13 protein-coding genes and 2 pseudogenes are annotated in these 13,356 nt (G+C 30.1%); 3 read left to right on the plus strand and 12 right to left on the minus strand.

What is annotated here, in order from left to right:
* The 3 genes from HMPREF9129_RS09170 to HMPREF9129_RS09180 all read left to right on the plus strand — a co-directional run.
* On the plus strand, nucleotides 1-861 hold an 861-nt coding region (locus HMPREF9129_RS09170; RefSeq protein ID WP_004822845.1), incomplete at its 5' end, for a FecCD family ABC transporter permease.
* Nucleotides 861-1,649, plus strand: coding sequence for an ABC transporter ATP-binding protein (locus HMPREF9129_RS09175; protein WP_004822847.1), 789 nt, complete (start codon nucleotides 861-863; stop codon nucleotides 1,647-1,649). The genes HMPREF9129_RS09170 and HMPREF9129_RS09175, both read left to right, overlap by 1 nt.
* A gap of 53 nt (nucleotides 1,650-1,702) precedes the next feature.
* Nucleotides 1,703-2,803, plus strand: a complete 1,101-nt coding sequence (locus HMPREF9129_RS09180) for an ABC transporter substrate-binding protein (RefSeq protein WP_004822848.1) — start codon at nucleotides 1,703-1,705, stop codon at nucleotides 2,801-2,803.
* 62 nt (nucleotides 2,804-2,865) lie between these two features.
* On the opposite strand, the gene HMPREF9129_RS09185 is transcribed toward HMPREF9129_RS09180, so the two are convergent.
* From HMPREF9129_RS09185 to HMPREF9129_RS11525, 12 genes and pseudogenes are all read right to left on the minus strand, one after another.
* Complete coding sequence (locus HMPREF9129_RS09185; RefSeq protein WP_004822849.1) at nucleotides 2,866-3,471, minus strand: class I SAM-dependent DNA methyltransferase; 606 nt, start codon at nucleotides 3,469-3,471, stop codon at nucleotides 2,866-2,868.
* A 616-nt stretch (nucleotides 3,472-4,087) separates the two neighbouring features.
* Nucleotides 4,088-4,858, minus strand: a complete 771-nt coding sequence (locus HMPREF9129_RS09190; protein WP_004822851.1) for an alpha/beta hydrolase — start codon at nucleotides 4,856-4,858, stop codon at nucleotides 4,088-4,090.
* Nucleotides 4,859-5,120: 262 nt separating this feature from the next.
* Entirely contained in the window at nucleotides 5,121-5,564 is a 444-nt protein-coding gene (locus tag HMPREF9129_RS09195) for a DUF5680 domain-containing protein (RefSeq protein WP_004822857.1), read from the minus strand.
* A 45-nt stretch (nucleotides 5,565-5,609) separates the two neighbouring features.
* A pseudogene (locus HMPREF9129_RS11160) lies at nucleotides 5,610-5,974 on the minus strand (DUF4368 domain-containing protein); the annotation flags it as partial.
* A gap of 279 nt (nucleotides 5,975-6,253) precedes the next feature.
* Nucleotides 6,254-6,790, minus strand: coding sequence for a hypothetical protein (locus HMPREF9129_RS09205; RefSeq protein WP_004822863.1), 537 nt, complete (start codon nucleotides 6,788-6,790; stop codon nucleotides 6,254-6,256).
* A 102-nt stretch (nucleotides 6,791-6,892) separates the two neighbouring features.
* Nucleotides 6,893-7,333, minus strand: a complete 441-nt coding sequence (locus tag HMPREF9129_RS09210; protein WP_004822866.1) for a hypothetical protein — start codon at nucleotides 7,331-7,333, stop codon at nucleotides 6,893-6,895.
* A complete protein-coding gene (gene coaD, locus HMPREF9129_RS09215) occupies nucleotides 7,330-7,812 on the minus strand; it encodes a pantetheine-phosphate adenylyltransferase (RefSeq protein WP_004822867.1) in 483 nt (160 codons plus the stop codon). Before coaD ends, HMPREF9129_RS09210 begins: the two co-directional genes overlap by 4 nt.
* The gene (rsmD, locus tag HMPREF9129_RS09220) at nucleotides 7,809-8,345 is read right to left on the minus strand and encodes a 16S rRNA (guanine(966)-N(2))-methyltransferase RsmD (protein WP_040553028.1); all 537 of its coding nucleotides are present in this window, start codon (nucleotides 8,343-8,345) and stop codon (nucleotides 7,809-7,811) included. Before rsmD ends, coaD begins: the two co-directional genes overlap by 4 nt.
* A 51-nt stretch (nucleotides 8,346-8,396) precedes the next feature.
* The gene (gene recG, locus HMPREF9129_RS09225) at nucleotides 8,397-10,430 is read right to left on the minus strand and encodes an ATP-dependent DNA helicase RecG (protein WP_004822871.1); all 2,034 of its coding nucleotides are present in this window, start codon (nucleotides 10,428-10,430) and stop codon (nucleotides 8,397-8,399) included.
* A 35-nt stretch (nucleotides 10,431-10,465) separates the two neighbouring features.
* A complete protein-coding gene (locus HMPREF9129_RS09230) occupies nucleotides 10,466-12,115 on the minus strand; it encodes a DAK2 domain-containing protein (RefSeq protein WP_004822872.1) in 1,650 nt (549 codons plus the stop codon).
* Between the two features lie 13 nt (nucleotides 12,116-12,128).
* Entirely contained in the window at nucleotides 12,129-12,482 is a 354-nt protein-coding gene (locus HMPREF9129_RS09235; protein ID WP_004822875.1) for an Asp23/Gls24 family envelope stress response protein, read from the minus strand.
* Between the two features lie 259 nt (nucleotides 12,483-12,741).
* A pseudogene (locus HMPREF9129_RS11525) lies at nucleotides 12,742-13,356 on the minus strand (DDE-type integrase/transposase/recombinase); the annotation flags it as partial.

Consider the following 13,356-nt stretch of genomic DNA (forward strand, 5'->3'; position numbering starts at 1 on the left):
AATTTTAATTTAGAACCAAATATACATACAGTTCTTTATAATATTAGACTTCCCCGAATTTTAGTTGGAATTTTAGTTGGAGTTGGACTTTCTATATCTGGAGCTACACTACAAGCAGTCTTTCACAATCCTATGGTGTCCCCTGATGTTTTAGGAGCTTCAAGCAGTACCGGATTTGGTGCGGCACTTGGTATTTTATTAGGGTTTAATAGATTCTCAACAACTTTAATTTCTTTTGCTATGGGTACTTTGTCCATCTTAATTGTTATATTCGTTTCAAAAAAGATAAAGAAAAACAGAGACGTTGGACTTGTACTCACTGGAATGATGGTAAGTTCTATCTTCTCATCTGCTCTATCATTGTTAAAGTTAATAGCAGACCCTACAAGCGAACTACCTGCCATAACATATTGGTTAATGGGTTCTTTAAACTCATCAAAATTAGACGACTTCTTTTTTTGTCTACCCATAATATCAGTTGGTGTGTTAATTCTTTTGTTAATTAGATGGAGATTAAACCTACTTACGTTTGGAGATGAAGAAGCTCATTCTCTTGGCGTTAACCCAGAAAAGTTACGAATTATAGCAATTCTATCAACTACATTAATAACAGCTGTGTGTGTTTCTGTAAGCGGTGTAATTGGTTGGATAGGACTTGTTATTCCCCATATAGCAAAAATATTTTTTGGTAGCGATATGAGAAGAGTTCTTCCTGCTTCCATGCTCATTGGCAGTTCATTTTTGTTAATAGTTGATAATTTTTCAAGAATACTTTCAACTAGTGAAATACCGATAGGAATTTTGACATCATTTATTGGCGCTCCATTTTTTATATACCTAATGAGTCGGGAGGTGAATTAATGAACCTTAAAGTTGAAAATATCTCTTTTAAATACAGAACTAATGAAGTTTTACAAGATGTTTCTTTTGAAGCCAATTCAAATAGCTTGGTAGCTATACTCGGTAAAAACGGCGTTGGCAAAAGCACTTTATTCAAAATAATATTGGGAATTATTAAAAATTATCTAGGAACTATTTCAGTTGATGGTGTAAATATAAAAAAACTATCCGCAAAAGAATTAGCTAAAACTGTATCTTATATCCCACAAAGTCAAAATAAAATCTTCACTTTTACTGTAGAAGAAATGGTGCTTATGGGAACTAACTCATCTCTTAATACTTTTGAGATGCCCAATAAAAAATCATATGAATTAGTTGACTTTGCCATCAATTCATTAAATTTAAACTATCTTAGATATAGAAAATTTAATGAATTATCCGGAGGAGAAAGACAGTTAGTCTTAATAGCAAGAGCTATTGCCCAACAATCAAAAATCATAATTATGGACGAACCTTGCTCGAGCTTAGATTATGGTAACCAAATAAAAGTGATGGAATATATATCAAATCTTTCTAAACAAGGATATTTGATTTTATTTTCTACTCACAACCCCGAACACGCTCAAATATTTGCTGATAAGGTTTTAATTTTAAACCGCGGCTCTACAATAGCATATGGTAACACCAACGATATTCTAACTGAATCTTTATTATCAAATATATATCAAATACCAATACTTATACGAAACGTAGAAGATACAAATCAAAAAGTTATTCTGCCTGATTTGAAAACTTATAGACAATATTAAATTTTCATTAAAACGATTTATCGTTTTAAAATATATTTTAAAGGAGTTATAAGATGAATAAAAAATTATTATTAAAATTGTTAACTATCACTTTACTTTTTAGTTTTATAGTTACCGGATGTCAAAAGAAAGAATCCGCTAATAATTCTAAAGAGCCTGAAAAAGCTACCGAAGTTGCTTCTGAAACAAGAAAAATAACCGACTCAGTTGGCAGAGAAGTTGAAATTCCAAGCAAGATAAACACTATTGCCCCATCTGGTCCACTTGCACAAATAGTTCTATACACTTCAAACTCTGATAAATTAGCTGGATTGGCTAAACCTTTATCAGACAAGCAAAAAGAATACATAGACGATAAAATGGATACCCTGCCTGTTTTTGGACAATTCTACGGTAAAAATTCTGATTTAAATATGGAAGAACTTGTTAAAAATTCACCTGATGTAGTTATGGACATTGGAGAAGCTAAAAAATCAATTGTTGAAGATATGAATAACTTACAAAGTCAAATAAATATACCTGTAGTTTTCGTTGAAGCAAAACTTGAAACAATGTCAGATGCATACAATAAAATCGGAGAAATCATAGGAGATACTTCTAAAACTAAAAAGCTATCTGAATATTGTAAAAATGTTATCGATAACTCAAAGAAAACTCAAATTCCAGAAAATGAACAAGTTTCTGTATACTGGGCTATGGGAGATGCCGGACTTAATACTAATGCTAAAGAATCTTTCCATGCAGAAGTCTTAAATTTAGTAGGAGCTAAAAACATTGCAGAAGTAGAAGCTCAATCAAAAGGTGGCGGAAGCGAGATATCTATGGAACAACTTATAGGTTGGAATCCTCAAGTAATTCTTGCAGATAACCAAAATCTTTACGACATGATAACTACAGACCCAGCTTGGAGCAATCTTGATGCTGTTAAAAACGGTAAAATCTATAGAGTTCCATCCGAACCATATGGTTTCTTAGCAGACCCTCCATCAGTAAACAGAATAATTGGAATAACATGGCTTGGAAATCTTCTATACCCTCAAAAATACAATGTTAATATAAAAGATGAAGTAAAAGATTTTTATAAATTATTCTATAGCTGTGAATTAAAAAATGAACAAATAGATAAAATTTTGGAAAACAGTATATCTAAATAAACTTAAAACCAGGAGCTTTTAATCTCACTCCTGGTATTTTTTATCTTGTGAAACTGTCTTAATTAAGACAATATGCCTTCCATTAAAAATATTCTAAAATCAATTTCACGATTCTTACCTTCCCATAATATTTCATAATTTAATGGCTCAAATTTTGCATTTCTAAAATACGTTTCCATCTCTTCCCTAGAAAATCCATCGTGCCCGTCAAAATCCGGTAAATTTTTATGAAAAGAAGCTGGCACAGTATCTAAATCCATCAATATAAACTTACCATTTGGTTTTAAATGACTCTTTACTAAATTGAGTTCAGACTCTATATCCACTATATGATGAAAAGCTGTCAAAGAATATATAAAGTCATATTTTTTTGATGTTGTCTCTAAATAATTTTCATCATATACCTTTACATTTTCTATTTCTAATTGCTCCAACCTCTTGTCAGTCTGTTCTCTCATCATTTCAGAACTGTCTATGCAATCAATTTCTTTAAGTTCTTTAGACAAAAGACTTGCCAATAATCCATCTCCTGAACCAATTTCAAGAGCATTCTTTTCACTACCATCTTCAAATATATTTATAATTTTCTTATAGATTGAGAAAGTTCTATTTTCCCTCTCTTTTGTATTCCAAACTTTAGCTACTTTATCAAAATAATTATTAGTCATATATTCTCCTATTATGTTTATATTTTATAAATACTACACAAACTAATTACTTACATTTAATATACTACCCCTTTTAAGCGTAATTAAATAAAAAACAGTAAACCATTTGATTTACTGTCTCCAGTTTAAATTTTAACTCTAAAAATTATAGTTTTTAATAGATTTTCTTTTACCGTTCTATTTGAACGCATTCTAAAATCTACTAGATAAAATGCATAAAACCCTCCTTCCATTAAAATCATATCAATTTATAAAAATATTAACACGACATAAAGCGAGAACTGTATTATTATTCATCAGGACATACATAAACTTTTCAGTTCGTATTGTTATGCTCTCTTCAGAAATAGACTCTACAAAACTAAACATATAAGTATCCCCTCCAAAATAACTTCTCCTATCTACATAGGCAGTACATTTTCCAAGTTCAATACTATTATGTTCGATATTGATTTGTCCTGTTTAGCATATCTGTAAATGCATGATTTCTTCTTCCGCCATTAAAATTTTTTCTTCTATATTTTACATTTTCTTTTTTTCCTCTCTCTGTTTTTGAGCAAAGAAAAAAATAAACCTAACTTGATTTACTGTTTCTGTGTTAGTTTTCATTAAATTGTCAACTAGTTAAAAATGGATTAACCAGTTTTATCCACTCTAACGGTAAATACGCTGATAAATATCCATGATTATAACCTTTAGCTTCATAGAGAATACAATCAGGATGCATTTTTTTAAATAGTTTAGCTGATTCCTTAACACAACGCATTTCTTTCTCGCCATAAATATATAAAACCTGTGCTTTGCTTTCTGTAATACTTTCTTTCAATCTATACTTTCCCATATATGTTTTATACATTTTCACTAATGTTTTCATTGGTAATATTGGCATATCTTCCATATAATAATTTTCTATCTCTTCCGGATAAGCCATATTAGGATAAATTTTTTTCATCAAACTTAATTGAATTTTGCTGGCTGATTTACTAAACATAAGTTTTCCAAATATTTTTACAACAATCGTACTAATTCGTGATAAATTTGGCTGAGGAATACAAATGCTACCATCTATTATTGCTTTCTGAGCTATATCACTATCTAATGATAATAACTCAATTGCAATTTGACCACCTAAAGAAACACCGCCTATAGCAAACAATTTCCCATTACAATTGTTTTTTATATAATTCATGATTTGTTGAGCAGAATTTTCAGTTGAAATATAATCTCTTTGATATTCTTCTCCATGACCATCAAGTGTTGGTAAAATCACATGGAATTTATCTGATAATATACGAGCTTGTCGAAGATAATTCCACCAAGAATTACCTCCACCATGTATCAGTAATATATGCGGAAAATTTTTATCTCCAAATTCATGAAACCTCATCTTTCATTACCTCTAAATTTAAACTTTTTTTGTTTATATTACTTAATATTATACCATTTTTAAGCCGTTTTTTGTATATCGGCTTTGTGGTCTTGACAGTTGCATATAAAGTTAAAGTAAACATAAATTTGTTGTTTTCTTTCTTTTCATTTTCTTCCTCCTGTTGTTTCACGGACAACAACTTATCAGATAAATAAAACAGTAAACCTTTTTTGATTTACTGTTCTTTGAATGACTTTTTTATTATTTTTAATCAGAAAGTTTACTTAATACTCCCTCCATGATAATAACACTCATAAATAACTTGCCCATTATATTCAATTGTTTCATATCCTTGAAACCAATTAAAATTTCCATTTTCAAAAGATTTATATGTGTAACCTGAACTTTCATAGGTATGTGGACCTCTAAACGGTCTTTCTTGAGTAACATTCATTAATGCTTCTTTCAAAAAATTATATTCAAATTTGTCATCAAGCTTCCTCCCAATATAATTCATGCTCCATATAACATTACTATCAATCAATATAATTTCTTCTCCGATAAATGGATTTGTTCCAAAATATGAATCATAATACATAAATTTACCCTGTGAATAACTCAAATCAATTGAACAAGGTCTTGATGACTTAATAGGATTTCCATCGCTCGCATAAGTCGACTTCTTCGCTTTTATTAAAAAATTTATAATTTCTTGATTATCCACTTAATCACCCCTCACAATCTTATTTTGTTTAATATCATACCATTTTTAAGCTATTTTTTGTATATCGGCTTTGTGGTCTTGACAGTCGCCTATAAAGTTAAAGTACACATCAACTTGTTGTTTTCTGTCTTTACCTTGTCTTACCCCTGTGGCTTCATAGACTACAACTTTTTCTATATACTCATTTATCATCGGTACTGTCAGTTCTTCAATATCGATATATTTTTTATCATTTTTAGGAATTTATCGGTGTCAACTTTTCTCTAATAATAGCTTTATATTTCTTGTTCAAAATACTGTATTTGTTTTTCTAATCCTTGTTGCTCCGTATCATAGGTATTAAATAATCTATCAAAATCTTTTACGGGAATTTTTCCAAGTGCATGGTCTTCAGATAGTTTTGTTATAACTAAGCACCTCTTCAACCTCTAAATAATAGTATTCAAAAAACCAAGACCCAGATTACAAATTCAAGACAATAAAAAAATAAGAATATTATGTCTGTAATAACCATGTCCAACCAATTACATATTATCCGTAAAATCTTTTTCGGTTAAATCACATCTAATTTTTTTTGAAAAAGAAGAAAAGTAATTTTTGTTTTAAATAAAGCCTACTCCTGCCCATAACAACAAGTGCAACCTTATCATGATAATTGAAAACAATAATGTAATAATCATAATATTCCCCTAAAAATTTATATATTTTTGTAAAAGTTCTATGTAATTAACTTCAACATTATTCCTTTCCATAATTTCTAAAAGTTCTCCAATGTCTTTATTATAATAATAAAGATAACATGGATCAACCCAATTGACATTTAAAGCAACAAAAACAAAATATTCATTTTCATCTTCCATAATTTTACATTTTATAATATTGTGCTCAATATCTTCAGCGACTTTCTTTATAATTGCATTCAATATATCGTTATCTTTTACTCTTTCTCCATTTTCATTTGTTATAACAATATCTTTTAAAATATTTTTTACCTTATTGTCTACAATCTCAGGCAAAAAACTTTCTACAGTATCTAAATTATATATCTTTGAATTATCCGCTTTAAATTCATTTATTTTTCTATTCTTACCATATTTATCAACTTCTAAATATTGATCTGCACCATTTTTATCACTAATGCTAACTTTAACGAAGGGATTAAAACTTTTGCCACATCTCAAGAATATAAAGCATAAAGCAGTAATTAAAATTGCTGTCCTTTTCATTATATTTTCTCCTTATTAAAAATATTATATTATTTTCCATTTTTATATCATATCTCTAAATCTAACTAAAAAATGGTATAAAAAAAGCACCTGCTCAGGTGCTTATCCTCTTAACTCTTGTCTATTTTCATTTAGCATTTTGATTATTTCTGAAAGATTAACTTGAGTGTTTTCAAGTAACTCATCTGCATAATCTCTAGCGCCTTCTCTTATTTGACTAGATTCTTCATTTGCACTTCTTAAAATTTCATCTGCTCTTGCATTTGCTTGCATAACTAATTCATCATGTGAGATTATATCTTCTGCATGGGCTTTTGCTCCAGATATAATTCTGTTAGCTTCTGCCTGTGCATTTTCAATTATAAAATCTTTTTCTGAGCTAATTTGCTTAGCTTCCCTTACTTCTGTAGGGATTTGAGCTTTCATTTCGTTGATTACTTCAAGAAGTTCTTCTCTGTCCAACATTAATTTACCTGTTAGTGGTATTTGGCTTGAAGTTTCAATTAAATCTTCAAGTTCTTCAACTAATTCCATTAAATTCATTGTTTGCCTCCTAATTTTTCTTTCATAGCTTTACCCACTATATCGGGTACAAAAAGCGACAAATCTCCATCAAATACGGCTACTTCTTTCGCTAAAGTTGAGCTTACAAATAAGTGTGTATTTGACCCAAGTAGAAATACAGTTTCTACTCCATCTTTATAGTGCATATTTGCCATTGCCAAACTATATTCATTTAAATAGTCGCCTGCTGATCTAAGTCCTCTTACAATTGTAGTACAATTTTTAGATCTTGCATAGTCTACTAATAATCCTTCAAAAGAATCTATTTCTATATTATCTTCATCTTTTAGGACTTCTCTCAATAAATCGAGCCTTTCCTCTACCGTAAATAGAGAATTTTTCTTTGTATTTTTTAAAACAGCTACTATAACTTCCCCAAAAATATCTTTAGCTCTCTTTATTATATCTAAATGCCCATTAGTTACAGGGTCAAAACTCCCCGCATATATGACTTTCATCTCTTTCTCCAAAGTTCAATAGTTGTCGAGCCGTACTTTTTATTTCTTATAAGTTCAAAATATTCACTGAAATCATGCTGCGCTTCAGTCCTCTCCTCAACAACTAAAATTCCATCTTCTTCCAATAAATCTAATTTGTATATTGATTCAGCAACCTCATCATACAACTCACTGTCATCATAAGGTGGGTCCATATATATATAATCAAACTTATTACCAACACCATTTAGAGCAAGTAAAGCATCTTTTTCAAGAATTTCCGCTTTAAAAGAAGCTTTATTCAAATTTTCTTTTAAAACTTTAAGTACTTTTTTATCTTTTTCTACAAATATTACACTCTTAGCTCCTCGAGATAAAAATTCAATCCCAATTTGCCCAGTACCTGAAAATAAATCCATCACTTTCGCATCATAAAACATCTGTCCCAAAATATTAAATATATTTTCTTTGACTCTGTCCTCTGTTGGTCTTGTTCCATATCCAATAGGAGTTTGAAGTTTTAACCCTCTTTTACTTCCTGAAATAACTCTCATAGCTCCTCCAAACAAACATATTTTATCATAATTAAATGTGTATAACAATTATTAATTAAGCATTTTAAAGGATTTAGAGTACTTTTCAATTTCTTTTTTTAGCATTAAATTCTCTTTTAATTTCAATTCAGGGTCCATTCCCAAAATCTCTTTAGCATCGTTTGTAGCAACTTTTAATATTTTATAGTCTCTCATAATATCCGCAAATTTAAAATTCATAAGTCCTGATTGTCTAGTACCAAATAAGTCTCCTCCACCTCTTAAGCGAAGATCCTCATTTGCTATATAAAAGCCATCTGTTGAATCAGTCATTACTTTCATTCTCTCCCAAGAAATTTCAGACTGTGAGGAATTAAATAAAATACAATAACTCTTATGCTCTCCTCTTCCAACTCTTCCTCTTAGCTGATGTAATTGCGCCAATCCAAATCTCTCTGCATTGTACACCAACATTACTGTTGCATTAGGAACATTTACACCAACCTCTATTACAGTAGTCGAAACTAATATATCAAGTTTTCTCTCTTTAAACTCCAACATTATATTTTCTTTTTCGACCGGTGCCATTCTACCATGTAAAAGCCCCACTCTAACGTCTTTAAAGTGTTCTTTTATATCATTGTATACATCCGTTGCTGAGTTCAAATTGAGCGCCCCCTCTTCGATTAGAGGACATACTATATAAGCTTGCCTACCTTTATTAATTTCAGACCTTATAAAATCTAGAGCTCTCTCAAGCATCCCAACACCAATTGCAGTAGTTTCTATCTGCTTTCTATTTGGAGGCAATGTATTTATAGTTGAAATATCCAAGTCAGAATACAATACTAGAGCCAATGTTCGTGGAATAGGCGTCGCAGTCATAACTAAAACATGGTTTGTATCTGATTTTGTATTTAGTTTTTCTCTTTGTCTTACTCCAAATCTATGTTGCTCGTCGGTTATATTAAGCCCCAAATTATAAAACTCAACATTATCTTCAATAAGCGCATGAGTTCCTATTAAAATATCTATCTCTCCATTTGCTATTCCCGATAAAATTCTATTTCTGTTTTTAGTAGAAGTACTTCCTACTAACAACTCAACCTTTATTCCCAATGGGTCAAATAAACTTCTAAAAGATTCTAAATGCTGTTTGGCCAATATTTCAGTAGGGGCCATAATTGTTGATTGATAGCCATTAATACACGCGACATACATGCTTATAATAGCAACTATAGTTTTACCGGAGCCAACGTCACCTTGAAGTAATCTATTCATCTTTTTACCGGATTTAAAATCGTTAAATATTTCATCTAAGGCTTCTTTCTGACCATCTGTAAGTTTAAATGAAAGTGAATTTATAAAATCCGTAACCCTCTCATCAATCTTGTAAGGTTCTATTTCTATTTCTTCGCTGTATATTTTTTGTGAAAGTATTTTTAATTGAAAAGATAAAAACTCTTCATACGATAATCGTTGCCTTGCAGCTACTAACTTAGTCAAATTTTCAGGAAAATGTATTTGTTTTATAGCCGCATTTTTATTCATTAACCCGTATTTCTCAATTAACCTACTTGGAATTATTTCATTAAACAAATTCAAATCAACTATTTTATTTACATTGTTTAAAATATCCTGATTGCTAATCCCTTTCGTTAAATTGTAAATAGGTATTATACTCCTAATAGTATTAGCTGTTCGTTTAAGTTCCATCTTAGGAGAGCTTATTTGTACTGTATTTTTGAAAAAACCAACTTTTCCATACACTAAATATTCTTCGCCTATTCTTATACTCTTTTTTAAAAATGGTGAATTAAAAAAAGTTATTTTCGCTTCCCCTGAACTATCTTCAACGACAAAGGTCAACATATGCATTTTTCTTTTTACATATCTATCATCTACAATTGCCTTTACAGTTACTATAAAAGTAGCCTTTTCACCGTCATTAGCTGCTCTAAGTTTTTTGAAATTAGCTCGATTTTCGTAATCTCTTGGAGAATTTTCAAGTAAATCTTCTAAAGTTTTTATTCCCAACTGTTCAAACAGTTTTTGTTTTTTTGGTCCTATACCTTTTAATTCTATAAGTTTAGTATTTAAATTCATAATTATCCTAAAAAAGCCCCACTAATGGGGGCTAATTACTCAAGTGATATTAAATAATAATAAATAGGTTGTTCCCCTCTTACTAATTCAACTTCACATTCTTCATATATTTCTTCTAGTTTGTCTCTTAATTCTTCTGCTTTTTCTTCTGTAATATCTGCTCCGGCATAAAGAGTTATAATTGAATGTTCATCATCAATAAGCTCAGATATTAAATCTTTTGTAACAGCTTCAATTTCTTTTCCGCTAGCTACTATATTCTTTCCACTAAGTCCAATTATATCTCCTACTTTTATATCCTTGCCATTCATATTTGTATCTCTAACGGCATAAGTAACTTGCGCAGATATAACATCAGACATAGCATTTGTCATAATTTCATTATTTTCTTCTGGACTCAAGTCTTCTCTAAAGGATAAAATTGCGCTTATTCCTTGAGGAATTGTCTTTGAAGGTATTACAATTATATTCTTTTCACTAATTTTAGCTGCTTGTTCAGCCGCAAGAATTATATTCGAATTATTTGGAACTATTATTACATTTCTGCCTGCTACATCATTTGCCGCATTTACAAAATCTTCTGTACTAGGATTCATGGTTTGTCCACCCTCAACAATTTTGTCCACGCCAATTGATTCAAATAGTTCAGAAAGTCCACTTCCCATTGAGACAGATACAATTGAATATTCTTTTTCTTCAACTACTTCAGTCTCTTTTTTAGTAGAAGCAACCTCTTCTTTTGAAAATAAAACTTCTTCATGTTGGAATCTCATATTATCTATTTTTATATCTTGTAAATCTCCAAGTTCAATCCCGTATTGAAGAGCTTTACCAGGGTTATTGGTATGAACGTGCACTTTTATAAGGCCTGTGCCACTTCCGCCAACTACCAATAGGCAATCTCCCAATGGAGATAATTTAGATTTAAAAGCTTCTAAATCTTCATACTCAGTATTTATTATAAATTCAGTACAATATCCAAACTCAATATTTTCATCAGCTTTTCCCAAGTGTACTTCTTTTTGTTTTTTCTTGTTTAGTACGTCATCATCTTCAGAAACTATTTCTTCGCCTAATAACGCCTTATATGCACCTTCCATGAGAACGCAAAGCCCTTTTCCTCCGGCATCAACAACTCCGGCTTCCTTTAAAACTTGAAGCTTTTCAGGAGTCTTAGAAAGTGATACATTTGCCGCCTCTATAATATCTTTTAAAAATTCTAAAATATCATCATACTTTCTGTAATTTTTTATTGCAAAATCAGAAAGTTCTCTACCAACTGTTAAAATAGTACCTTCTGTAGGTTTCATTACAGCATTATAAGTTGTTTCAGATGCTTTTTTCAGAGCTTGTGCTAACTCTTGAATATCTAAAGTTTCTTTTCCTTCACAGCCTTCTGAAAAACCTCTTAAAAATTGAGAAAGTATTACTCCAGAATTGCCTCTAGCTCCCATAAGCGAGCCTCTCGCAGCTGCCTTTGAAACATTGTAGGCAGTTAAGTCTTCAACAGATTGGACTTGTTTTAACGCCGATTTTGAAGTAAGAGACATATTAGTGCCTGTATCTCCGTCAGGAACTGGGAACACATTTAAGGAATTTACTTCTTCCTTATTTATAATAAGATAATTGACTGCCCCATTTATTGCACGAGACATCAATTCCCCATTTAAATTTTCAATCTTCACTACACTGTTCCCCCTACTCTGTCCTTATTCCTTCAACTAAGACTTCTATTTTATCAACTGTAAGTCCTGTTAAATTTTCAACATTAAATTTTACTCTATCTATAATATTATTTCCAACCGTAGAAATTCTCACACCATATTCTAAAACAACATGTAGTGTAATATTAATCATTCCATTTTCTGAATTAACCTGAATACCTTTAGATAAATTATCAAGTTTTAAAATTTGTAATAACCCATCTGCCGCATTTTTAGACGCCATACCAACTATCCCGTATGATTCCATAGCAGATATACCCGCTATATGCGCTATAACATTATTTTCTATCACAATATTACCTAAATCAGTATTTATATTTGCAGACATAGAGCACCTCCTATGACACTTTAATTGTCTAATTATCTTTATAATTATACCATTAATTGAAACTTTCTAAAACTCTTAATAGAATATATCTGTAATTTATTAATATTTGTTAACTAATCTTGAATATAAATTTCAATTATTTATTTTTGTAAATTTATAGATGATATAATAGCAAAAGCAAAAAAATAAATATCACATATGTTAATATATTATTGGGAGATAGCCACAATAATATATTTCTTTTTTCAACAGGACTAATCTAATTTAAAATCTGCACTTTAAGCCTATTAGATCTATACAATTATCTTTTCATTTGAAGATTTAGATCATAGTAACTATAGAAATATAAATATTTATAAAATCTTTCATTATAATTCTTATAATTTCTTTCGACTTTTCCATTATTTCTTGGTGTCCTAGATCTTATTATTTGAAATTTTATACCTAATTCACTACATAGCATATTAAATGAATTTATTCTTTTTGCTTCCTTAAAATGAGTAAATTCAAATCCGTTATCTGTTTGTATTATTTCAGGATAATATCCAAAATAACTAATAGCAATTTTTACAAATTCTACAGTTTAATATGAAGACGACTCCTTAATTGGATATATGAATTTTTCACAACTTATATCATCTATTATCATATCTTGGTAAATTTATCAGCAATTCCATCAACATAACATTTTTAGGAAAATATTTAACATCTAATTACCACTTTTTACCAAGCTGTTTAGATGTGTAGGAATATAAGGTTTTTTAGGTGTGTCACAATGCTTAAGGATATATTTTTCATTATCTTTAAAACATCCAAGCTTTCTTAATCCCCTAAACAAAGAACAAGGATTTCTTTTATATCCTTTCTTAAGCTT

Source organism: Peptoniphilus indolicus ATCC 29427 (assembly GCF_000227315.1).
In the GTDB taxonomy this organism is placed as follows: domain Bacteria; phylum Bacillota; class Clostridia; order Tissierellales; family Peptoniphilaceae; genus Peptoniphilus; species Peptoniphilus indolicus.